The organism is Methylobacillus arboreus (assembly GCF_020532725.1).
In the GTDB taxonomy this organism is placed as follows: Bacteria; Pseudomonadota; Gammaproteobacteria; order Burkholderiales; family Methylophilaceae; genus Methylobacillus; species Methylobacillus arboreus.
The window spans coordinates 404,626-427,260 of sequence record NZ_JAJAVC010000003.1; the positions used below are offsets into that span (position 1 = coordinate 404,626).

18 protein-coding genes are annotated in these 22,635 nt (G+C 54.6%); all 18 read left to right on the forward strand.

Annotated elements, in window-relative coordinates; all coding sequences use genetic code 11:
- Nucleotides 1-28: 28 nt before the first annotated feature.
- On the forward strand, nucleotides 29-388 hold the full coding sequence (locus tag LG198_RS01965) for an FmdB family zinc ribbon protein (RefSeq protein ID WP_230341489.1): 360 nt from the start codon (nucleotides 29-31) through the stop codon (nucleotides 386-388).
- Nucleotides 389-549: 161 nt separating this feature from the next.
- A complete protein-coding gene (gene urtA / locus LG198_RS01970; protein ID WP_230341490.1) occupies nucleotides 550-1,794 on the forward strand; it encodes an urea ABC transporter substrate-binding protein in 1,245 nt (414 codons plus the stop codon).
- A gap of 105 nt (nucleotides 1,795-1,899) precedes the next feature.
- On the forward strand, nucleotides 1,900-2,817 hold the full coding sequence (gene urtB, locus LG198_RS01975; protein WP_230341491.1) for an urea ABC transporter permease subunit UrtB: 918 nt from the start codon (nucleotides 1,900-1,902) through the stop codon (nucleotides 2,815-2,817).
- Nucleotides 2,818-2,829: 12 nt separating this feature from the next.
- A complete protein-coding gene (gene urtC / locus LG198_RS01980; RefSeq protein ID WP_230341492.1) occupies nucleotides 2,830-3,999 on the forward strand; it encodes an urea ABC transporter permease subunit UrtC in 1,170 nt (389 codons plus the stop codon).
- Nucleotides 3,996-4,739, forward strand: a complete 744-nt coding sequence (urtD, locus tag LG198_RS01985) for an urea ABC transporter ATP-binding protein UrtD (RefSeq protein ID WP_230341493.1) — start codon at nucleotides 3,996-3,998, stop codon at nucleotides 4,737-4,739. The genes urtC and urtD overlap by 4 nt, the downstream gene beginning before the upstream one ends.
- Before the next feature lie 61 nt (nucleotides 4,740-4,800).
- Nucleotides 4,801-5,490 (forward strand): urea ABC transporter ATP-binding subunit UrtE, encoded by a 690-nt coding sequence (gene urtE / locus LG198_RS01990; RefSeq protein ID WP_226756266.1) that lies wholly within the window; start codon nucleotides 4,801-4,803, stop codon nucleotides 5,488-5,490.
- A gap of 88 nt (nucleotides 5,491-5,578) precedes the next feature.
- Nucleotides 5,579-6,436: an urease accessory protein UreD gene (locus LG198_RS01995; protein ID WP_230341494.1), complete on the forward strand. Its 858-nt coding sequence runs from the start codon at nucleotides 5,579-5,581 to the stop codon at nucleotides 6,434-6,436.
- A 65-nt stretch (nucleotides 6,437-6,501) separates the two neighbouring features.
- A complete protein-coding gene (gene ureA / locus LG198_RS02000; RefSeq protein ID WP_230341495.1) occupies nucleotides 6,502-6,804 on the forward strand; it encodes an urease subunit gamma in 303 nt (100 codons plus the stop codon).
- Between the two features lie 153 nt (nucleotides 6,805-6,957).
- The gene (locus LG198_RS02005) at nucleotides 6,958-7,266 is read left to right on the forward strand and encodes an urease subunit beta (protein WP_230341496.1); all 309 of its coding nucleotides are present in this window, start codon (nucleotides 6,958-6,960) and stop codon (nucleotides 7,264-7,266) included.
- Nucleotides 7,263-8,966, forward strand: coding sequence for an urease subunit alpha (ureC, locus tag LG198_RS02010; RefSeq protein ID WP_230341497.1), 1,704 nt, complete (start codon nucleotides 7,263-7,265; stop codon nucleotides 8,964-8,966). Before LG198_RS02005 ends, ureC begins: the two co-directional genes overlap by 4 nt.
- 136 nt (nucleotides 8,967-9,102) lie before the next feature.
- Nucleotides 9,103-9,591 (forward strand): urease accessory protein UreE, encoded by a 489-nt coding sequence (gene ureE, locus LG198_RS02015; protein ID WP_230341498.1) that lies wholly within the window; start codon nucleotides 9,103-9,105, stop codon nucleotides 9,589-9,591.
- Nucleotides 9,584-10,261, forward strand: a complete 678-nt coding sequence (locus tag LG198_RS02020) for an urease accessory protein UreF (RefSeq protein WP_230341499.1) — start codon at nucleotides 9,584-9,586, stop codon at nucleotides 10,259-10,261. The genes ureE and LG198_RS02020 overlap by 8 nt, the downstream gene beginning before the upstream one ends.
- A 58-nt stretch (nucleotides 10,262-10,319) precedes the next feature.
- Nucleotides 10,320-10,931 carry an urease accessory protein UreG gene (gene ureG, locus LG198_RS02025; RefSeq protein WP_230341500.1) on the forward strand — a complete coding sequence of 204 codons (612 nt, stop codon included), beginning with the start codon at nucleotides 10,320-10,322 and terminating at the stop codon, nucleotides 10,929-10,931.
- Nucleotides 10,932-10,957: 26 nt separating this feature from the next.
- Nucleotides 10,958-11,524, forward strand: coding sequence for a HupE/UreJ family protein (locus tag LG198_RS02030; protein ID WP_230341501.1), 567 nt, complete (start codon nucleotides 10,958-10,960; stop codon nucleotides 11,522-11,524).
- 152 nt (nucleotides 11,525-11,676) lie between these two features.
- Nucleotides 11,677-15,120, forward strand: coding sequence for a hybrid sensor histidine kinase/response regulator (locus tag LG198_RS02035; RefSeq protein WP_230341502.1), 3,444 nt, complete (start codon nucleotides 11,677-11,679; stop codon nucleotides 15,118-15,120).
- Nucleotides 15,110-16,042 carry a response regulator transcription factor gene (locus tag LG198_RS02040; protein WP_230341503.1) on the forward strand — a complete coding sequence of 311 codons (933 nt, stop codon included), beginning with the start codon at nucleotides 15,110-15,112 and terminating at the stop codon, nucleotides 16,040-16,042. Before LG198_RS02035 ends, LG198_RS02040 begins: the two co-directional genes overlap by 11 nt.
- Before the next feature lie 130 nt (nucleotides 16,043-16,172).
- On the forward strand, nucleotides 16,173-19,076 hold the full coding sequence (locus LG198_RS02045) for an SNF2-related protein (RefSeq protein WP_230341504.1): 2,904 nt from the start codon (nucleotides 16,173-16,175) through the stop codon (nucleotides 19,074-19,076).
- A complete protein-coding gene (locus LG198_RS02050) occupies nucleotides 19,073-22,633 on the forward strand; it encodes an SIR2 family NAD-dependent protein deacylase (protein ID WP_230341505.1) in 3,561 nt (1,186 codons plus the stop codon). The genes LG198_RS02045 and LG198_RS02050 overlap by 4 nt, the downstream gene beginning before the upstream one ends.
- Nucleotides 22,634-22,635 lie beyond the last annotated feature (2 nt).

Here is a 22,635-nt window from a genome sequence, read left to right on the forward strand (position 1 = left end):
TTGATTTGAAAGCCTAAGGGGAAAAGCCATGCCTATGTATGAATACAGATGTGATGAGTGCGGCGTGTTTGCTGCAATGGGGAAAATGAGCACATCCAGCGAGCCGACGATCTGTCCGGATTGCGGTGAGTTGAGTGAGCGCATTCTCTCGGCACCACGCCTGGCGATACTGGGCAAGGCGCAACGAAGTGCGCATGAACGCAACGAAAAATCTGCCCATGAACCCCGGTCCGCCCGCCGCTCCAGCTGCGGGTGTGCAGGGAGTCATACTTGCGGTTCGTCCGCCACTTCAAACAAATCCGCTCAGGGAACCCAGGCAAAAGAGAAAGGAAGCCTATTGCAGATGCAGACGAAGAAAACCGCCAGACCCTGGATGCTGGGGCACTGAGTATGTCCAGCATCGCGCGATAGCGGCGTTGCGCCTCCTTGCCGTACTTGTTTGTACTGTCTTCGTCGGCGCGCCTTGCTACCCCGCAATGCTGAACATACTGGCATCACAGAATTATTGAAGTTTTTATCTTTTGCAGTGTTTTTTTCAGGAGAAATCTGATGAGTAAGACAAATCGACGCCAGTTCATCACCAAGACAGGCGCCCTGATGGGGGCCATGCTCACAGCGGGCATTATTTCCGGTAGTGCTTATGCGGCCGACTTCCCAACTGCCAAGGTCAACACCACCAAGCTGGCGGTGACTGACACGACAGTCAAGGTGGGTATCCTGCATTCTTCCACCGGCACTATGGCAATCAGTGAAACCGGTTCCATCCAGGCTGAAAAGCTGGCGATTGCCCAGATCAACGCCTTGGGTGGTGTGCTCGGCCGCAAGATCGAGGTTATCCAGGAAGACGGCGCCAGCGATTGGCCGACGTTTGCTGAAAAATCCAAGAAATTGCTGGTGAACGACAAGGTAGCTACAGTGTTCGGCTGCTGGACTTCTGCTTCACGTAAAGCTGTGCTGCCAGTGTTTGAAAAAGAAAACGGTTTGCTGTTCTATCCGACTTTCTACGAAGGCCTGGAGCAATCCAAGAACGTGTTCTACACCGGCCAGGAAGCCACCCAGCAGATTCTTGCTGGTCTGGACTGGATCGCCAAGGAAAAGAAGGCAAAAACATTCTACCTGATTGGCTCCGACTACATCTGGCCGCGCACTTCCATGAAGATTGCCCGCAAGCACATCGAGCAAAAGCTTGGCGGCAAGGTGGTGGGTGAAGAGTACATCGCGCTTGGCGACACCCAGTTCGGTTCCGTGATCAACAAGATCAAGCTGAGGAAGCCTGATGTGATCTACGCTGCGGTGGTGGGGGGCAGTAACGTGGCCTGGTTCAAGCAGTTGAATGCTGCCGGCCTCAATTCCAAGAAACAGCACATGCTGACCATCTCCGTGACCGAGGATGAAGTGCTGGGTATCGGCGGTGAGAACCTTGAAGGCTTCTACTCGGCAATGAAGTACTTCCAGTCCTTGAAGAACCCTAACAACGAGAAGTTCGTTGCCGAGTTCAAGAAGATGTGGGGTCCTAAGGCTGTGATCGGCGACGTGACACAGGCTGCTTACCTTGGCCCATGGTTGTGGAAAGCTGCGGTTGAGCGTGCTGGCAGCTTCGATGTGACCAAGGCTGCTGCAGCATTGCCAGGCTACGAGTTCAAGGAAGCACCAGAAGGCTACGTCAAGGTTGATCCTAACCACCACCTGGAAAGCAAGCTGCGTGTAGGCAAGTGGCGTGCTGACGGTCAGGCCGACGTGGTATATGAGTCCGAGCTGATCAAGCCTGATCCATTCCCAAAAGGCTACCAATAATCAGCTAGCGTTGTAAATGCAAGAACCCGTGACAGCCCCTTATGGGGTTGTTACGGCGTGCAGTACCAGAATTTAAATCTGTAAGTAAAAGGCTGGAGGCCGATTATGTTTGAATATTCAATGGCAGAGATAGGCAATATCGTTGTCATGCAGGCTTTCTCGGGGTTAAGCCTGTTCAGCGTTCTTCTCCTGATGGCACTTGGCCTCGCGATCATCTTCGGGCAAATGGGTGTGATTAATATGGCCCATGGCGAATTCATGGCGATAGGTGCCTATACCACCGTGTTTCTTTCCAGGGTTGCCGAAACTTACGGAATTGTTAACTACTATTTCCTGTTTGCGATTGTTGCCGCGTTCATCATCGCATTCATTATTGGCTATATCATCGAGTTTGCCCTGATACGGCATCTCTATAAGCGGCCGCTTGATACCTTGCTTGCCACCTGGGGTTTGAGCCTGGTGATGCAGCAAATTTTCCGTTCCACCTTTGGCGCCAAGGAAGTCAGCGCCGTGTTGCCAGAATGGCTCATGGGTTCCTTCCAGCCGACGCCGGACATCGATATCCCGATCAACGGGGTGTTTGTGCTGGCGCTTGCATTGGTGGTGACTGCCGGTGTCTATATCTTCATGTTCCGTTCCCGCTGGGGCTTGCGTGTGCGTGCCACGGTGCAGAACCGTGTGATGGCTGGTGCTGTTGGCATCAATACCAAGAAGGTTGACCGTGTTACCTTCGCGTTGGGCTGTGGTATCGCCGGCGTGGCTGGTGCAGCTTTCACCACGATTGCCTCTACCGGCCCAACGACTGGTTCTCTCTACATCGTCGACAGCTTCATGGTGGTCGTGTTCGGTGGCGCAGCCAGCATATTGGGCACTATCGCTTCAGCATTCGGCATTGCCCAGGCGCAATCCATCCTGCAATTCTTCATGACTAGCTCCATGGGCAAGGTCGCGACACTGATGGTGATCGTCGGCATCCTCATGATGCGTCCTGAAGGCCTGTTTGCATCCAAAGTACGTAAGTAAGGGGAATCGGACATGAATGAAACACTAAGCAAAATACTGGGCGGAAAGCAGGGAGCCATTGGCCTTGCCATCCTCGCCGCCTTTATCATGATCGTGCTGCCGCTAGGCCTGGATCCTTTCCGTCTGGGCCTGATCGGCAAGTACCTCACTTACGCCTTTGTCGCCGTCAGCCTTGTATTGCTGTGGGGTAATGGCGGTATCCTGAGCCTGGGACAGGGCATTTTCTTCGGGCTTGGCGGTTACGGCATGGCGATGTTCCTCAAGCTGGAGGCTTCTGACCCGGTCAGTACCGCCATCCAGTCCACACCCGGCATCCCGGATTTCATGGACTGGAACCAGCTGACCGCGCTCCCATGGTTCTGGGAGCCGTTCAAGAGCTTGCCGCTGACGATTCTGGCGATCCTGGTGGTACCGACCATCTTCGCCTTCCTGATCGGCTATGCCATGTTCAAGCGCAGGGTGGGCGGGGTGTATTTCGCCATCATCACCCAGGCGATCGCGCTGATCCTGAGCATTCTGATTGTCGGCCAGCAAGGCTATACCGGCGGTGTGAACGGCATTACCGACCTCAAGACGTTGTTGGGCTGGGATATCCGCAGCGATAGCGCCAAGTATGTGCTGTATTACGTCAATGCCGGTCTGCTGATCGCCTGCATCCTGCTCTCTCGTTATGTCTTGAGCAGCAAGTTCGGCATGCTGCTGCTGGCGATGCGTGACAAGGAAGAGCGCGTGCGCTTCTCTGGCTACGACGTGTCCAACTTCAAGATATTCATCTTCTGCCTGGCTGCCATGATCTCGGCCATTGGCGGTGCGATGTTCACCCTGCAGGTTGGCTTCATGTCGCCTACCTTCATCGGTATCGTGCCTTCGATCGAGATGGTGATCTTCGCAGCAGTCGGCGGGCGCATGTCGCTGATCGGGGCGGTATATGGCACCTTGCTGGTCAACTTCGGCAAGACCATGTTCTCCGAGACCTATCCCGAGTTGTGGCTGTTCCTCATGGGCGGCCTGTTCATTGCGGTGGTGATGTTCTTCCCTAACGGTATCGCTGGAATCTACGAAAAATACGCCAAGAAAGTGCCTTTCCTGCGCAAGCTGTCGGAAGAAACACCAAAGGCCAAAAAGGCTGAAGCCATACCAGCAGCACCGGTTGAAACCAAGGAAGCGGGGGTAAAAGCATGAGTAACACCGATTTTGTACTGGCAGTGGAAGACCTGACTGTTTCGTTCGATGGCTTCAAGGCGGTGGACAAGCTCAATATGTACATCGACAAGAACGAGCTTCGCGTTGTGATCGGCCCTAACGGGGCTGGCAAGACGACGGTGCTGGACCTGATCTGCGGCAAGACCAAGTCCACGGCCGGCTCCATCAAGTTCAAGAACCGCGAGCTCACCAAGCTTTCGGAACACGAAATCGTGCGGGCCGGGGTGGGACGCAAGTTCCAGACGCCATCGATCTACGAGAACCTCTCGGTCTACCAGAACCTTGAAGTTTCCTACCCCAAGGGGCGCGGCGTCTTCGGCAGCCTGTTCTTCAAGCGCAGCGATGAAGTCGTGGCGCAGGTATACAAGATTGCCAAGGAGATCATGATGGAGGACATCCTGCATACCGAGGCGGCATTGTTGAGCCACGGCCAGAAGCAATGGCTGGAAATCGGCATGTTGCTGATGCAGGAGCCCGAACTATTGATGCTGGACGAGCCCGTGGCGGGCATGAGCGCCAAGGAGCGCGACCAGACCGCCGAGCTTTTGAACCGTATCTGCCAGAACCGCTCCGTGATCGTGATCGAGCACGATATGGAGTTTGTCAAGAAGATCGCGCACAAGGTTACCGTGCTGCACCAGGGCAAGATTCTGGCGGAAGGCGCCATGGATAAAGTACAAGCCAACGAAAAGGTCATTGAGGTTTATCTGGGCCATTAAGCCGGTGCGGTGCCTAACCAGGCACCGCCAGCCCAGAACCACTCATAGAAAGGATAGCAAAATGATAGAGATTGAAGACCTGACAGTGAGCTACGGCCAGAGTGAAGTCATTCATGGCATCAGTTTCAAGGCGGAAAAAAACGAAACACTCGCCATCATGGGCCGCAACGGCATGGGCAAGACCACCCTGTTCAAGTCCCTGATGGGCATCCTGCCGAGCAAGAGCAAGAAAGCGGCTGTGGATGGGGTGGATTTTGGTGGTAACGAAACTTTCCAGCGCGTGCAGAAAGGCCTGGCCTACGTGCCGCAAGGCCGCATGATCTTCCCGACCATGACCGTGCAGGAAAACATCGAGACCGGCCTGGAGAAATCCAAGTCGCGCCAGATTCCCGAAGACATCTACGCCTTGTTCCCGGTGCTTTACGACATGCGCAACCGCAAGGGCGGCAACCTCTCGGGCGGTCAGCAGCAGCAATTGGCGATTGCCCGTGCACTGGTGACCGATCCCAAGGTGCTGTTACTGGATGAGCCGACTGAAGGTATCCAGCCGTCCATCATCAAGGATATCGCCAAGGTGTTGAATGAAATCCGTAAGATGCGCGAAATCACGATCATCGTCTCTGAGCAGGTGCTGAGTTTTACCATGGAGATTGCCGACCGCATTATCGTGATCGACAAGGGCAACTTCATCCACGAGAACAAGCGCAGCGAAGTCGATGCGGCAAAAATAAAAGGATATTTATCAGTATAAGAAAGTCAGTCAAAAGCTCGCTGGTAGCGTGTTGCTGCCGGTGCGGCTTTTTTGTTATCTGAAGTGATGTATTGATATGATGCTGCCGATGGATGATGCACAAACAAAAACGGCGGCATGGATCAACAAGCGCTGGCAGGCATTGCTGGCGCTGGAATTTGCAGCGCGGGCAGGTCGTACCACTCTGGTAGGCAAACGGCATCAGGGGCCGTTGGTTGTGCAGAAAATGCTGTATCCGGAAGGGGATGAGGTATGCCACGGCATCATCATCCATCCTCCAGGCGGCGTGGCGGGTGGCGACCAACTGCAATTGCAGGCAACGCTGGAAACGTCATCCCATGCATTGTTGACGACACCGGGGGCAGGCAAGTGGTACAAGGCCAATCAATTGAGTGCGAGCCAGGATATACGGTTCAAGCTTGCAAAAGATAGCTGCCTGGAGTGGCTGCCGCAGGAAAACATCCTGTTCGATGGCAGCAATGTGCGTTTCAGCGCCGAAATTGAGCTAGCCGTAGGTGCAGTCTTCTGTGGCTGGGATATTCTCTGCTTTGGCCGGCAGGCCAGGGGGGAGCAATGGAATGAAGGTGAGTTGCGACAAGGCATGCAGGTGAGGCGCGAAGGCCGATTGATTTGGAATGAGCGGCTGTTTGCCCGGCCTGATAGCTTGGTGATGCATTCTGGCGTCGGCCTGAGGGGTATGCCTGTAAGCGGCAGCCTGGTTGTGGCGGCTGACGTAGTACCGGCCGATGTGGTGGAGGCTTGTCGTGCGATTGAGGCGAGAGGTGATGCACATTATGGCGTTACCGCCTTGCCGGAGGTATTTGCTGCGCGTTATATTGGTCGTTCTTCGGAAGCTGCCCGCGAGTATTTCGAGCGGCTCTGGCAATTGCTCAGGCCCTGGTATGCTGCAAGGCCAACCATCCGGCCCAGGATATGGAATACCTGAAGCATTACCCTCAATTTCGCCTGCCGTGTCAGGCGTCAAGATGAACTACTTAAGAAAATGTGCCCATGGAACTTAGCCCTAGAGAAAAAGACAAGCTGCTGATTTTTACCGCGGCCTTGGTTGCAGAGCGCCGCAAGGCGCGAGGCCTGAAACTGAATTATCCCGAGTCGATCGCATTTATCTCGGCTGCTATTCTCGAAGGCGCGCGGGATGGCATGACCGTGGCTGAGTTGATGGGGTATGGGGCAACGTTGCTGGGCCGCGATGATGTGATGGAGGGAGTGCCGGAGATGATTCCAGAGATTCAGGTGGAGGCGACTTTCCCAGACGGAACAAAACTAGTCACCGTCCACCAACCGATTCCTTGAGTCGTGGCTCACAATCCATCGCTAGCCGCGTTGCGCCTCCTTGCCGTACTCAGTGTACTGTCTGCGTCGGCGCGCCTTGCTAGCAATGGATTGTGAACCACTCAGGACAGTGGAAATTTAAAGAAATAAATAAGCGCGACTGGAGCAATAGACATGATCCCAGGTGAAATGAAGATAGACGCGGGCGAACTCCTGCTGAACGATGGCCGTGAGACTGTAACTGTTGAGGTGGCCAATACCGGTGACCGGCCTATCCAGGTGGGCTCGCATTACCATTTTTACGAGACCAATGAAGCGCTATCATTTGACCGTGCCAGCGCCTATGGTTTTCGTCTTGATATTGCCGCAGGTACTGCGGTGCGTTTCGAGCCAGGCCAGAGGCGCACGGTGCAGTTGGTGACGTTGGCCGGCAAGAGAGAAGTATATGGTTTCGCGGGTAAAGTGATGGGGGCGCTGAAATGAGCGTGAAAATCGATAAACGCGCCTATGCCGAAATGTTCGGCCCCACAGTGGGTGATCGCATGCGCCTGGCCGATACCGAGCTTTGGCTGGAAGTCGAGAAGGATTACACCATCTACGGCGAGGAGGTGAAGTTCGGTGGCGGCAAGGTGATCCGCGACGGCATGGGTCAAGGCCAGGGCCTGGCGAGCGAGGTGGCCGATACGGTGATTACCAATGCCTTGATCGTAGACCACTGGGGCATCGTCAAGGCCGATATCGGCATCAAGGGTGGTTATATTTCCGCCATCGGCAAGGCGGGCAATCCCGACATCCAGCCCGGCGTGGACATTCCGATTGGCGCTGGCACCGAGGTGATTGCGGGCGAGGGCATGATCGTCACCGCGGGCGGTATCGATACCCACATCCATTTCATCTGTCCGCAACAGATCGAGGAAGCGCTGATGTCAGGCGTGACCACGATGATAGGCGGCGGCACCGGTCCGGCCACCGGCACTTTTGCCACTACCTGTACGCCCGGTCCATGGCATATCCACCGCATGTTGCAATCGGCGGATGCCTTTCCAATGAACCTGGGGTTTCTCGGCAAGGGCAACGCCAGCCTGCCGCAGCCATTGCGCGAGCAGGTCGAGGCAGGCGTGGTAGGCCTCAAGCTGCACGAGGACTGGGGGACAACGCCTGCCTCGATCGATAATTGCCTGAACATTGCCGAGGAAATGGATGTGCAGGTCGCCATCCATAGCGATACCCTTAATGAGTCCGGATTTGTTGAAACCACGCTGGATGCGTTCAAGGGCCGCACCATTCATACTTTCCATACCGAAGGTGCGGGCGGCGGCCATGCGCCGGACATCATCCGCGCTGCGGGGCATCCCAACGTATTGCCTTCATCCACCAACCCGACCCGGCCTTTCACCATCAACACCATAGATGAGCATCTGGATATGCTCATGGTCTGCCATCACCTCGACCCGGCGATTGCCGAGGACGTGGCATTTGCCGAGAGCCGCATCCGCCGCGAGACCATCGCTGCCGAGGACATCCTGCATGACCTGGGTGCATTTGCGATGATGTCTTCGGACTCGCAGGCCATGGGACGTGTGGGCGAGGTGGTGATTCGTACCTGGCAGACCGCGCACAAGATGAAGGTGCAACGTGGCCCGCTGGAACAAGATAGTGAACGTAACGACAATTTCCGCATCAAGCGCTATATTGCCAAATACACCATCAACCCCGCGCTCACGCATGGCATTGCCCATGTTGTCGGCTCGATTGAAGTGGGCAAGCTGGCCGACCTTGTGTTGTGGCGTCCGGCATTCTTTGGCGTCAAGCCTTCTACCATCCTCAAGGGGGGCATGATTGCCGCCGCGGTGATGGGCGACGCCAATGCCTCGATCCCGACACCGCAGCCCGTGCATTACCGCCCGATGTTTGGTTCATATGGCGGGGCACTGCAGACCTCGGTAACTTTTGTCTCGCAAGCAGCATTGAATAACCCTGAGGTCGCGGCGCTCAACCTCAAGAAGCCACTGGTGGCGATCAAGGGCACACGTGGCGTCAGGAAGTCGGATATGGTGCATAACGGCTGGATGCCCGAGATCGACGTAGACCCGGAAACTTATGAAGTGCGGGCAGATGGCATGGTGTTGAGTTGTGAGCCGGCAGAAATACTCCCCCTAGCCCAGCGCTACTTCCTGTTTTAGAACGATGCACAACACTCTCCTGGCGTCGTTGCCCTGCCTTGCCGTACTAGTTTGTACTGTCTGCGGCAGGGCACCTAGCCAGGACCGCTTCGCTGAGCGTTGTGCATCGTTCGTCTAATGTATATATGGAATTGGAATGTTAGGAATCAGCAAGAAAATAGAAAGCGCCAGCCAGGTTGACGATCAACTGGTATTGCCGTTTGACCGCAGGCAGAAGAGCCGTTTGCGCGTCGAGTTGGCTTCGGGCACCGAGGCGGCCTTGTTGCTGGAGCGTGGCACGGTCTTGCGCGGCGGCGATTTGCTGCAGGCCGAGGACGGTAGGGTAGTGCAGGTGGTGGCTGCCGATGAGCCGGTGTTATTGGTGACAGCAGAGACTGCTCAACAACTCATGCGTGCTGCTTATCACCTGGGCAACCGCCACGTGCCGCTCGAAGTCGGAAATAGCTGGCTGCGCCTGGAGCAAGATCATGTCTTGCAGGAAATGTTGGTTGGCCTTGGCGTGCAGGTGGAAGGGCAGATGGCTCCTTTTGAACCCGAGGCCGGTGCCTATGGCGGCGGGCATCGCCACCATCATGATGATGCACCTTCTATCCGCCAGCCAGCGCATTTGAGGACGCATGGCTAAGTCCCTGGTGCGCCTGCTGCAACTGGCAAGCCCGATGCTGCCCGTTGGGGCTTATAGCTATTCGCAAGGGCTGGAGTGGGGCATTGAGTCTGGTGAGGTGCACGACCTGACAAGCGCCCAGGCCTGGATTGGCGATGTAATGCAGATTTATCAGGGCAGTTTCGAATTGCCTTTATTGAGCCGCTTTTATCGTGCTTGGCTCAACGGCGACAATGAGGCATTGCAGGCATGGAACGGGTTTTACCTGGCAGGGCGTGATAATGCCGAGGCCTTGGCCGAAAGCCGGCAGATGGGATATTCTCTGCGCCGGCTCCTGCTGGAGCTGGATGGTTTGCCGCAGGCATGGACAACAATGATGGCGCAATTGCCGTCAGCTTCATTTCCGGCCTTATATGCGGGAATCAGCCAGGCATGGGGCATAGCCGAGCAGGATGCCTTGCAGGCTTATGTTTGGTCGTGGCTGGAAAACCAAGCCAGTGCTGCAATGAAGGCTGTGCCCTTGGGGCAGGTGGCTGGGCAGAAAATTCTGTTGAATGTGGCCGAGCATATTCCGGCACTGGTGGCAGACGCGATGCAGATGCCGGATTATGCCATCAGCAATTTTTGTCCAGCGTTGACCATTGCCGGGTGTAAACACGAAACGCAATATAGCCGCTTGTTCCGCTCGTAACTGCTTGTATGAGCGTGAGTTAGCGTTGTTGAGTAATTTATAACTATTGGATCAAGTAATGCAGATCAAAGAACCTTTACGCGTCGGCATCGGCGGCCCGGTCGGATCGGGCAAGACCGCATTGACGCTGGCTTTGTGCCAGCGCTTGCGCGATGCATACAACATTGCGGTCGTGACTAATGACATATACACCCGCGAAGATGCCGAGTTTCTCACGCGCAACGAGGCCCTGGTTCCAGAGCGCATCATTGGCGTGGAAACAGGTGGCTGCCCGCATACGGCGATTCGCGAGGATGCCTCAATGAACCTGGAAGCGGTGGCGCAACTGAGCGAGCGTTTCAATCCGCTGGATATCGTGTTTGTCGAGAGCGGAGGCGATAACCTGGCGGCAACATTCAGCCCGGAATTATCAGACCTGACGATCTATGTGATCGACGTGGCCGCTGGCGAAAAGATTCCACGCAAAGGCGGCCCAGGTATCACCAAGTCAGACTTGCTGGTGATCAACAAGATCGACCTTGCCCCGTTGGTGGGTGCCTCACTGGAAGTCATGGACAGGGATGCGCGCAAGATGCGTGGCGAGCGGCCTTTTATTTTTACCAATCTCAAAACCGGCCAGGGCCTGGAGGAGATTGTCAGTTTTATTGAAAAGCAGGGGTTGATGCTTTAGCTCATTGATCAAAAAAGGAAAATGATATGAATATCGCACGTTTTTTAGCATTGGGCCTGTTGGCGTTTTCTCCTGTGGTGCTGGCCCATCCAGGTCATGAATCCCATAGTGTGGTGGCAGGGTTTATGCATCCGTTGACCGGGCTGGATCATTTGCTCGTCATGCTGGCCGTGGGTTTGTGGGCTGGACGTATCGGTGGCGCCGCACGCTGGCAATTGCCTCTCACATTTGTCGTTGTGATGGCTTTGGGCGCCATGCTTGGGATGGCGGGATATGCAATCGCAGGGATTGAAACCTTTTTGGCGGCAACGGTGATGGCCTTGGGCGTCTTGCTGGTGATCAGCCTGAAATTGCCGCGTGCATTGCAGGTAGGGCTGGTCGCGGTATTTGCCTTGTTCCACGGTCTGGCGCATGGCACCGAGTTGTCGTCTGAGCAAGGGGTTGCCGTCATGGGCGGTATGCTGGCTGCAACCGCAGTGTTGCATGTGGTGGGCCTGGTATTTTCTGCCAGCCGCTGGCGCTTGCCTGTATTGGTGCAGTCGCTCGTGGGCTGCACCATGGTCGTGCTTGGTGCCTGGTTGATGGCTGTGTAGGCGCTTATCCTGTCCCAAAGGGTTGTAGGCAATATACTGATTATAATAATTATTTTTTAATAGTCATGTTTGCATTGTTTTGGTGCGCAATTGGCTTGAAACTTGCTGTAATCAATGCAAGTAGGTTTTAACGCGGGGAATCGCACGGTTGCATGACTGCCATCAATTATCAGACGGAGGCGAGTGAGCGAACGGGTGAGGTGATTGAGCCTACCCAGCGCATCGTCAAGGTGCGCCGGGACTATAACACCTGGGTCGTGAATGAAACGCTTGAGGATTACGCGCTCAGGTTCACCCCCCGCTCCTTCCGCAAGTGGTCTATCTTTCGCGTCGCCAACACCGCATTTGGCGCAATTTCCTTCCTGGTGCTGGAGGCGATCGGCGGCACGCTGGCTGTCAATTACGGTTTCACTAACGCTTTCTGGGCCATTCTCGCCATTGGGCTGGTGATCTTCATGACCGGGCTGCCGATCAGCTATTACGCGGCCAAGTACGGGCTGGACATGGACTTGCTCACGCGTGGCGCAGGGTTTGGCTACATAGGCTCAACCATCTCGTCCTTTGTCTATGCTTCGTTTACCTTCATCCTGTTTGCGCTGGAAGCGGCCATTATGGCCTATGCGCTGGAGCTGTATTTTGACCTGCCGCTTTATGCAGGGTATCTCGTCAGTGCGCTCGTGATTGTGCCGCTGGTCACGCATGGCGTGACGCTGATCAGCCGCATCCAGATGATTACCCAGCCAGTCTGGTTGTTTCTGCTCGCCTTGCCTTATATTTTCATTATCTACAAGGACCCGGAAGTGATTGGCCGCCTGTCCGAGTTTGCAGGCAAATCTGGTTATGACAGCGATTTCAACCTGCTGATGTTCGGTACGGCCATGGCAGTCGGGATGGCCTTGATCCCGCAAATCGGCGAGCAAGTGGACTTCTTGCGCTTCATGCCGGAAAAGACCCAGAAAAACCGTTTTCGTTGGCACTTTGGCGTATTGATGGCTGGGCCGGGCTGGATATCGCTGGGCATGCTCAAGATGCTCGGCGGCGCCTTGCTGGCCTATCTGGCTGTGGAGGGTGCGCGTTCTTTTGAGCAGGCGGTCAACCCCAACCAGATGTATATGGCCGGCTTCAGCCAGGTGTTCTCGAACCCCGAGGTGGTGCTGGCGGTGACGGTGTTCTTTGTGGTCATTTCGCAGATCAAGGTGAACATGACCAATGCCTATGCGGGTTCGCTTGCGTGGTCCAATTTCTTCGCGCGCCTGACCCATAGCCACCCTGGCCGCGTGGTCTGGGTGGTGTTCAACGCCATGATCGCGATCATCCTCATGGAGATGGACGTATTCCAGGCGCTGGAACAGGTACTGGGCCTGTATTCCAATATCGCGATTTCATGGATCACGGCCGTGGTGGCCGACCTCGTTATCAACAAGCCGCTGGGTTTGAGCCCCAAGGGCATCGAGTTTAGGCGCGCTTACCTATACGACATCAACCCGGTCGGGGTGGGAGCCATGGTGATTGCCTCGCTGCTTTCAGTCGCGGCGTTCTTTGGCGTGTTCGGCGTGGAGGCAGAGGCGTTCTCCGCCCTGATCGCGCTTGGCACCGCTCTGCTGGTATCTCCTCTTATTGCCTGGACAACCAAGGGCAGGTATTACATTGCACGTAAGCAGGTGAGCTACCAGCCGGCAGGCCGCGTGCAGAGATGCAGTATTTGCGAGAAGCAATATGAAGTTGAGGATATGGCGCATTGCCCGGCTTATCAGGGCGCTATCTGCTCACTCTGCTGCTCGCTCGATGCGCGCTGCAATGATATCTGCAAGCCGCATGGCCGCATAGAATACCAATGGCAGCGCGTTATGCGGCGGGTGTTGCCGGACAGGTGGGTCGAAGTCATGCAGAGCGGCCTGGGCCATTACCTGCTTCTCATGGCAGTGACACTCGCTTTCCTGAGTGCCTTGTTCGGCCTCATCTACTTTCATGAGTCGCTTACCTTCACCGGCGAGAAGGAAATACTGCTACCTGAGCTCAGGCTGGGCTATCTGAAGATATTTGCCGCGCTTGCGTTCGCGAGCGGCATCATCGCCTGGTGGATTGTGCTGACTTCCGAGAGTCGCCGCGTTGCGCAGGAAGAGTCCAACCGCCAGACCAACCTGCTGCAGCGCGAAATCGTCCTGCACCGGCAAACCGATGCCGAGCTGCAACGCGCGCGCCAGGTGGCGGAACAGGCCAACCAAGCCAAGAGCCGTTATATCACCGGCATCAGCCATGAGCTGCGCACGCCGCTTAACAGTATCCTCGGCTATGCCCAGTTGCTGGATAATGATCCGACAATTCCGGAAAACCGGCATCAGTCGATCCGTGTGATTCGCCGTAGTGGCGAGCATCTGCTTTCGCTGATTGAGGGCACACTGGATATCGCGCGTATCGAAGGCGGCAAGCTGACCTTTGACCTGCGCCTGGTACGGTTTCCTGAATTTATCCAGCAGCTCGTGAGCATGTTCGAATTGCAGGCGCGCAACAAAGGCATCAGCTTTCATTATGAATTGCATGGTGAGTTGCCCAAGGTGGTGCGTATCGACCAGAAGCGCTTGAGCCAGATCCTCATCAATATCCTCGGCAACGCCGTGAAATTCACGCGCCATGGAGGCGTGTCATTCAAGCTGCACTACGGGCGCGAGATGCTGAATATCAGCATTGAGGATAGCGGCCCTGGCATTGCGCCAGAGGAGCTGGAAAAAGTGTTTGAGCCGTTCGCGCGCGGTTCGGCCGCCGCCAACAGCAATATCGGCGGCACCGGCCTCGGGCTCACCATCAGCAAGATGCTGACCGAGCTTATGGGCGGCCAACTGACGCTAAGCAGCACCTTGGGGCAAGGCAGCAAGTTCAACATCCGCCTGTTCCTGTCACAGGTCAGGGTGGCGGAGGATATAGAGACCGCTTCCATGCCCATGCCTGTGGCTTACAAAGGCCCGCGCCGTAAGATACTGGTGGTGGATAATGAACAGGTGGACCGCGAGCTGCTCAAGAACATCCTGCAACCGCTGGGCTTTGATGTGGCCGAGGCTGCCAATGGCCGCGAGTGCCTACAGGTCTATACTGAGTTCAAGCCCAACATCATTCTCATGGATCTTGCCATGCCGGACATGGACGGCTGGGAGGCTAGCTACATGATACGCAAGGTACACCAGTCTGACGTGCCGATTGCGATTGTATCTGCTAATGCATTCGACAAGGGCCTGGAGAACACCGCGGGCATCCCAGCTTCGGATTTTATCGTCAAGCCGGTGAACGTGATGGAACTGTTGCGCTGGATAGGCGAACAGCTCAAGCTGGAATGGGTCACCGAGGTAAGCAATACCGTATCGGACTCTATCTTCAACCCGGCGGTTGCAGCAGGCGACATAGAGCCCCCGCCCAAGATGCAGCGTGACGAACTGATGGCGCTGATCAAGGTGGGCTATGTGCGCGGTATCACCCGCAAGCTCGACGAAATCGGTCAGGATACCCGTTATGAAACTTTTGTTGCGGCAATGCGCAAGCTGTCGCAACAGTTTGAACTTGAAGCAATGCAGAAAATGCTGGAAGAAGTGAACGATGGAGGCTAGAAAAGAAACCGCAGTAGTATTGATTGTGGATGACGTGCCGGACAACCTGGCCGTACTGCATGATGCCCTAGATGAATCGGGTTACATGGTGCTGGTCGCCAATAACGGCGAGACAGCATTACAGCGCGCAGAAGAAGCGCGCCCCGATATCATCCTGCTGGATGCGATCATGCCCGGGCTGGACGGTTTTGAGGTGTGCGCCAGGCTCAAGGCCAACCTCAATACCCGCCATATCCCGGTGATCTTCATGACCGGCCTCACCGAGTCCGAACATGTCGTGGCAGGCTTTGCCGCCGGCGGTACCGATTACGTCACCAAACCCATCCGCACTGCCGAAGTCATCGCGCGCATCAGCACTCACTTGCAAGCCTCACGCCAGATGCATCAGGCCCGTGGGGCACTCGATGCTTTTGGCCAGGCCGCCATTGCCGTGCTGCCTAGTAACGGCCGCATTGTCTGGCAGACCCCGCTGGCCAGGGATTGGATGCAGCGCTATTTCAGCGCGCCTGATATTGATGCTGACACGCTCACGCCATTATTGCTACTCAAGTGGCTGGACAACTTGAAAAGCAGTGGGACGGAAGCCAATCCACTCATGGTGGTGCAAGGCAGCGGCCGCCTGATTTTTTCCCCGGCCGACTTGGATGCAGAAGGGCAATGGATCATCTTGTTGCGCGAAGAGTCCGATGCAGCCCAGATCGAGGCCCTGATGCAGGCCTTCGGCCTGACCCAGCGCGAATCCGAAGTGCTCTACTGGGCGATCAAGGGTAAGACCAACCGCGACATCGGCGACATCCTCGGCACCAGCCCGCGTACCGTCAACAAGCACATGGAGCACGTCTTCGCCAAGCTGGGGGTGGAAACCCGCACTGCGGCCGCTGCGCTTGCGACAAGCAAGATGCGCAATCTCAAGGCGGGTTAACAGCGATATTAAGGATAATGCTTTACTGGTAAACGCCAAGTTACATGGGTATGATTGCCCCATTAAGGGGCTTCATATTTTTCATATTCATGTGCTTGGTTAATAATCAGAAAAAACAGGGTTAGGCTAGATGCCGTCATCTATTCTGACCCCTCATCAAAGCCAGTATATCGCCTGGCAACTGACCCGCCAGGCCGCCAGCGACAGTGTGGAATCTCTGGCGAGTGCGCTGGTGGACTCCCAAGTCGATCTGAATCCGCATCAAGTTGAAGCAGCCCTCTTTGCTTGCCGCAACCCACTATCGCGAGGCGTGATCCTGGCGGACGAGGTAGGGCTGGGCAAGACCATCGAGGCTGGTTTGGTTATTTCCCAACATTGGGCGGAGCGGCGTCGCAAGATGTTGATCATCGTGCCTGCCAACCTGCGCAAGCAATGGCACCAGGAACTGCAGGACAAGTTCAATCTTCAGGGGCTGATCCTCGAAGCGAAGAACTACAACGCCATGCGCAAGGAAGGTGTCACACAACCCTTTCTGCATGCAGGCGGGCCGATCATCTGTTCCTACCAGTTCGCCAAAGCCAAGGCCGATGACCTCAAGCGCATTCATTGGGATCTGGTGGTCATGGATGAAGCCCACCGTTTGCGCAATGTCTACAAGAACGGCAACGTCATTGCCCGGACGATCCGCGACGCGCTGGAGCACGTCGATGCCAAAGTCCTGCTGACGGCAACACCGCTGCAAAACACCCTGCTGGAGCTTTACGGCTTGGTGAGCATGATCGACGAGCGTGTATTTGGCGATCTCGACAGCTTCCGAACGCAATTTTCTGGGGTCAGAACCGAACAGTCCAACCGGGCACTGCGAGAGCGTTTGACGCCGCTTTGCAAGCGCACGCTGCGCCGGCAAGTTCAGCAATACGTGCCGTATACCGCACGTATCGCCATTGTCGAAGAATTCACACCCAGCCAGGAAGAGCAGCAGCTCTCCGCGTTGGTTGCCGATTACCTGCGCCGCCCGAACCTCAAGGCGCTGCCTGAAGGCCAGCGTCAACTGATCTCGTTGGTACTGTGGAAGTTACTGGCCTCGTCCAGCCACGCCATTGCCGGGGCGCTGGAGACCATGGCCAATCGTCTTCAAGGACAACTGGATGAGTTGCCTGATGTCCCTGACCTGACAGAGTCGCTGGATGACGACTACGAAGGACTGGATGAAACCGCCGACGAGTGGAATGGCGCAACCGCCAATGATGCCGACGCCGGCGCCAACGAACGAGCAGCCATTGCCGACGAAGCGGCCGAACTCCGACGCTTCAAGGAATTGGCTACGGGCATTCGACAGAATACCAAAGGGCAGGCGCTGCTGACAGCGCTGGAGAAGGCTTTTGCCGAGCTGGACCGTTTAGGAGCTAGCAAGAAAGCCATCATCTTCACCGAGTCCAAGCGCACCCAGAATTACCTGCTTTCCCTGTTGGCTGAAACACCCTACGGCGACGGCATTGTGCTGTTCAACGGCACCAACAGCGATGCCAGGGCGCAGGCCATTTACAAAGACTGGCTGCAACGGCATGAAGGCAGCGATCGCATTACCGGCTCCAAAACCGCTGACACCCGCGCCGCTCTGGTTGAGCACTTCAAAGAGCGCGGCACCATCATGATCGCGACGGAGGCAGGCGCAGAAGGCATCAACCTCCAGTTCTGCTCTCTGGTTATCAACTACGACCTGCCGTGGAATCCCCAACGGATCGAGCAGCGCATCGGTCGCTGCCACCGTTACGGGCAAAAGCACGATGTGGTGGTGGTCAACTTTGTGGACCGCAGCAACGAGGCAGATGCGCGTGTCTATCAGTTGCTATCGCAGAAGTTCAAGCTGTTCGAAGGCGTGTTCGGCGCCAGTGACGAAGTGCTGGGAGCGATCGGCTCCGGTGTGGATTTCGAACGGCGGATCGCCGCCATCTACCAAAACTGCCGCGAACCCGAAGAAATCCGCAGCCGCTTCGAAGAGCTCCAGCGCGAACTTGCCAGCGAGATCGACGAAGCGATGCTCAGAACAAGGCAGCTTCTGCTGGAGAATTTCGACGAGGAGGTGCAGGAGAAACTGCGCATCCGCAGCCAGGACAGCCAGGCAGTGCTGAACAAATACGAGCGCCTGCTGATGGATTTGAGCCGCACGGAGTTGCGGGATCATGCCCGCTTCGATACTGCCGAAGAGGTCAATGGCTTTGTCCTGCACAGCCTGCCCGATGGGCTAGGTCTCGCCACTGGCAGCTGCGAACAGGCAGTGATGGCGGGGCGCTATGAACTGCCCAGACGCAGCGGCGATGCGCATCTTTACCGTATGGGCCATCCCTTGGCGGAATGGGCCATTGAGCGCGCCAAGGCGCGAGATCTACAAACCTCTGCACGATTGGCGTTTAACTACGCCGCCTACGGCAAACGGCTCGTCAGTCTTGAAAAATGGCGTGGGCAGAGCGGCTGGCTGAGCGTGACCCTGTTGTCCGTCGAAACCCTGAACGATCAGGAGCAGCACCTGGTTGTTTCCGCCTGCACCCAAGCAGGGGAAGCACTGCCAGAGGACGACCCAGAAAAACTGCTGCGCCTGCCAGCGCAGGTCGAAGGCGATGCGCACCTGCAAGCATGTGTCGAACTCGTCGCCGACGTCGAAAGCCGCAAAAATGTGCTGCTGCGCGAGATCAATCAGCGCAACCTGGGCTACTTCGAGCAAGAGGTGCAGAAGCTCGATGCTTGGGCCGATGACCTGAAGCTCGGGCTGGAGCAGGAAATCAAGGCCATCGACGGTGAGATCAAGGAGGTGCGCCGCACCGCCGCTGCATCACCCACATTGGAAGAAAAGCTGGCACATCAGAAACGCCAGCGGGAGCTGGAAACCAAGCGCAGCAAACTACGCAGGGAGCTATTCGCCAGGCAGGATGACATTGAGATGCAACGCAATATGCTGATCGAACAGCTTGAGGAGCAACTGGAACAGCGGGTTCAGGAACAGCTGCTGTTCAACGTGGAGTGGGTGCTGCAATGATGAAAGATATCTCTTCTCTTCCCGACTATGCTGCATTAAAAAAACTCGCATCTGCACTTTGGCAGCAGGACAACTCTTACCATGGCGCAGCCATCATGGTAGGCGCAGGCTTTAGCAGAAGCGCAGCCTCAACAGGCGATGCGAGTAAAAAGCTGCCGCTCTGGAATCATTTTTCCAAAAAACTTGCCGATGAATTGGGCTCAGGCAGCAACGATCCTCTGCGCTTGGCAGAAGAATATTGCGCTTATTTTGGTAAGCAAGCCCTGCATGATTTGGTAAAGAAAGAAATCAACGATGCAGCGTGGGCACCCGGCGAGTTGTACAAGTCCTTACTGGAATTGCCATGGTCAGAAATTCTGACCACCAACTGGGATACGTTGCTGGAGCGTGCATCATCCGAGGTGCACCAACCGATTTACAGTGTGGTTTCGAAGCAAGAGGATCTTTCCAGTGCAAGATCGCCAAGAATCGTCAAGTTACACGGAACGATAGACGTAACCAAAGACCTGGTTTTCACCCAAGAGGACTACCGGAAATACCCACAACAGTACGCGGCGTTTGTAAATTTCTCGCGTCAGGTTTTCATCGAAAACGAACTATGCTTGTTAGGCTTCTCCGGTGATGACCCTAACTTTCTCCAATGGGCTGGGTGGGTCCGAGATCATCTGGCCACACATTCAAGACGTATTTACCTCGTTGGAGCCCTGGGGCTGAACTCCGCAAAAAGAAAATATCTGGAATCCATCAATGTCGCACCCATCGACCTAGATGACCTGGTTACAGATTACGATGAACGCGATATTCGGCATCTGGAAGCGACAAAAATATTCGTCCGAGCCTTACAAAATCTTAAACCTAAACAGATTTGGGAGTGGGATCCAACGCCACTGCATCGTACAACAACCACTGGGGCAGAAAGCACCAAGACTCATCAAGATGTCAGCTATGCGGCTAAATTGCTGGAGGAGAAGCTACCGTCTTTAGAGAAGGATCGGTTGTCCTACCCTGACTGGCTGGTTTGTCCCTATGGACAGCGGTTTCAGTTGCAAAGCCAAATAACCGATCTATGGCCTAACCCTAAGAATCTGTCTGCAATGACAGAAACATCTAAAGCCAAGCTATTGTACGAGATCACTTGGCATCACCAAGTAACCTTTGAAGCCATGCCATCTTGGCTGGCGAATGAGTTGCTTACTGTATGCGATCCTGATAAGCCTTCCTGCGCACTATCAAAAAAACAGCAGTTAGAAATTGCGGTTTTGCTGCTGAAAAATACGCGTTGGATGGATAACCCTGAATCCGAAAGTATTTTTCAGACGACAAGTTCGATATTGGAGAATGGCACAAGATACTGGCCCGAAAGTAGTGACGAACTTGCCTACCATTGCGCTATCGTTGCTCGTGACCAGTTCGACTATGCTGCCTTGGAGCAACATGTTGAAAAAATTACCAGTAGCAATCCAGTCTGGACATTAAGAAAAGCTTCTCTGCTTGCCGAGCTTGGACAATTTGATAAGGGTGAGGCGCTGGTAGCAGAGGCATACAAGGAGCTTCTTACCCAACATCGAAATGATCGCAACTCAATCCATATACTCTCGCGATTGGCCTGGGCACACTGGCTGATGCGTGGCGTCGATCTGTCGTCTTTTGACAAACCTTTCAAAGCATTCCCGTCCAGCTACCGAGATTCCAAGTGTGACCCATGGGATCACATTGAGCATATTAGGGAGCGAATTTCAAAAAATCTGGAGAAGCAGCAAAAACAACAGGCAATCGAACCATCATTCGAGCCAGGACGTTACAAAGACAATGCCAATACAGTGACTTTTAGCAATGAACTACATCCCTTGCTTCTGCTAGAAGGAATCTCGAACACCGTTGGTATGCCACTCCGATGGAGTGGCGTCAGTTTCCTTGTTGAACAGGCAGCCAGGAGTGCAGAGCTGGAAGGGATTGATAATGTTCATCGCTTTGCATTGGCTATCCGTTCAGCGAATAGCGACACATCGGAAGTTTTGAAGAAAATATTCTCAAGAGTTAATATTGCATGTCTTCCAGAAAGTGATGTGACCTTCTTGCTAAACCAGTGCATGCTAGCAATCAACTATTGGCTGAAAAAGCGGGAGGATAAGTCTTCTGATGCTAGCCGCGTCGCTATTGATCGCATGCGGATTTTTATTGAGGTATTAGCCCGTGCATCAGTGAGAGCCTCGGCCGGACAGGCAAAGCAAATATTCCGCTTGGCTGTGTCTCTTGGCAAGAAACCTGAGCTTCATCATTTCTGGCTTTTTGATGCAATCAAACACTTGTCAAAATTTTCTCTCAAGAGCATTCCCGAGTCGCATCAACATGATGTTTTACTTGATGCCTTGTCACTCCCTCTTCAGTCTGAAATCAGTATCAGAGATCACAAAGAGTGGGCCAATCCAGTCGTAAAACACCCAGGGGAAAGAAAGCAAGACTCGGCCCTTGATCGTCGTGTAGATGAAATAATAGACCGTATTGCACCATGCTCACCTCAAAGTGCTCCTGCTCTCCTGCGCCTTCTTCCGTTGATCGAGAAAGAGTTTTTGACGGGTGAAGAGCTCAAGAAAATCACACAAAAAGTATGGGGAAATGAACCCGATCTGAGCAATGTTCCCGAAACGGGCTTGCTCAAGTATGTGCTACTTGAAATTCCTTCACCAGATCCCGTCGCTGTCAAGGCTCTTGTTCGGCGATATTTATTTGAGGCCCCAAAGCCAAGCCTGCTTAATTCGGAGCTGTTGACAGATATAGCCAATGCCGCGCAAGCGGGAAATATCAAGGAATTTCCGTCCGCAGATCAGGCTGCCGATTACTTTGAGCAACTGGTTATTTGGAGACCGAATAAAGACAGCAACGATATACTCGGGTTTGCGCAAAACAAAGAACGCCAACTCGCTGATCTAGTCGGCCAAGTGTTGGCTCGCTCTGTTGTTCCTGCATTGTCTTCAGAAAATCTCACAAAAGAAAACTTTCAAAAGCTTTGTGCCTTTTATTCCGAAGTCGGGGCACCAGAGGCGCTGATCGCCTTCCCGCACTTTGCTATTAAAGATGAGTTTTTTCTCGAGCAGATAGAAAGGTTGATCAGGCAAGGTCTTCAATCAGACGATCCAAACAAGTTGGCATATGCATCATATGCCCTGTTGATTTGGAGAGATCAGAAAGAATCGCCTGCCATTGACAGGTTAATATTGAGGCTAATTTATCTCATAGGGTCAAGTCGAATGACAGGTTTGTCGGCGCTGCTTTGGACTGCTAATCAGATGTACTGCAAAAAATATCTGTCCGATGAGAGTACCGAGTCGTTGGTGGAAATCCTACCTGTCATCTTTGACAACGCTGGTTATAGAAATATTTCTCCGTTTGGGCGAGAGTCCGTTAGTGTTTCCTTTGTGCGTGCCGCGTGCGTCAGGTTGGCAAGGGATATCGTTAGCAATGGTGAAAATAAAAATGATGAACTACTTCGGATCTTGGAGGAGGCTAAGAAAGATGCTCTTCCTGAAGTTAGATTCGCAGAAATGACAAATGTATAGGT

Excerpts from the sequence above, each read along its gene's own strand:
- LG198_RS01965 (WP_230341489.1), top strand. The coding sequence starts at position 29 with ATGCCTATGTATGAATACAGATGTGATGAGTGCGGCGTGTTTGCTGCA.
- urtA (WP_230341490.1), top strand. The coding sequence starts at position 550 with ATGAGTAAGACAAATCGACGCCAGTTCATCACCAAGACAGGCGCCCTG.
- urtB (WP_230341491.1), top strand. The coding sequence starts at position 1,900 with ATGTTTGAATATTCAATGGCAGAGATAGGCAATATCGTTGTCATGCAG.
- urtC (WP_230341492.1), top strand. The coding sequence starts at position 2,830 with ATGAATGAAACACTAAGCAAAATACTGGGCGGAAAGCAGGGAGCCATT.
- urtD (WP_230341493.1), top strand. The coding sequence starts at position 3,996 with ATGAGTAACACCGATTTTGTACTGGCAGTGGAAGACCTGACTGTTTCG.
- urtE (WP_226756266.1), top strand. The coding sequence starts at position 4,801 with ATGATAGAGATTGAAGACCTGACAGTGAGCTACGGCCAGAGTGAAGTC.
- LG198_RS01995 (WP_230341494.1), top strand. The coding sequence starts at position 5,579 with ATGGATGATGCACAAACAAAAACGGCGGCATGGATCAACAAGCGCTGG.
- ureA (WP_230341495.1), top strand. The coding sequence starts at position 6,502 with ATGGAACTTAGCCCTAGAGAAAAAGACAAGCTGCTGATTTTTACCGCG.
- LG198_RS02005 (WP_230341496.1), top strand. The coding sequence starts at position 6,958 with ATGATCCCAGGTGAAATGAAGATAGACGCGGGCGAACTCCTGCTGAAC.
- ureC (WP_230341497.1), top strand. The coding sequence starts at position 7,263 with ATGAGCGTGAAAATCGATAAACGCGCCTATGCCGAAATGTTCGGCCCC.
- ureE (WP_230341498.1), top strand. The coding sequence starts at position 9,103 with ATGTTAGGAATCAGCAAGAAAATAGAAAGCGCCAGCCAGGTTGACGAT.
- LG198_RS02020 (WP_230341499.1), top strand. The coding sequence starts at position 9,584 with ATGGCTAAGTCCCTGGTGCGCCTGCTGCAACTGGCAAGCCCGATGCTG.
- ureG (WP_230341500.1), top strand. The coding sequence starts at position 10,320 with ATGCAGATCAAAGAACCTTTACGCGTCGGCATCGGCGGCCCGGTCGGA.
- LG198_RS02030 (WP_230341501.1), top strand. The coding sequence starts at position 10,958 with ATGAATATCGCACGTTTTTTAGCATTGGGCCTGTTGGCGTTTTCTCCT.
- LG198_RS02035 (WP_230341502.1), top strand. The coding sequence starts at position 11,677 with ATGACTGCCATCAATTATCAGACGGAGGCGAGTGAGCGAACGGGTGAG.
- LG198_RS02040 (WP_230341503.1), top strand. The coding sequence starts at position 15,110 with ATGGAGGCTAGAAAAGAAACCGCAGTAGTATTGATTGTGGATGACGTG.
- LG198_RS02045 (WP_230341504.1), top strand. The coding sequence starts at position 16,173 with ATGCCGTCATCTATTCTGACCCCTCATCAAAGCCAGTATATCGCCTGG.
- LG198_RS02050 (WP_230341505.1), top strand. The coding sequence starts at position 19,073 with ATGATGAAAGATATCTCTTCTCTTCCCGACTATGCTGCATTAAAAAAA.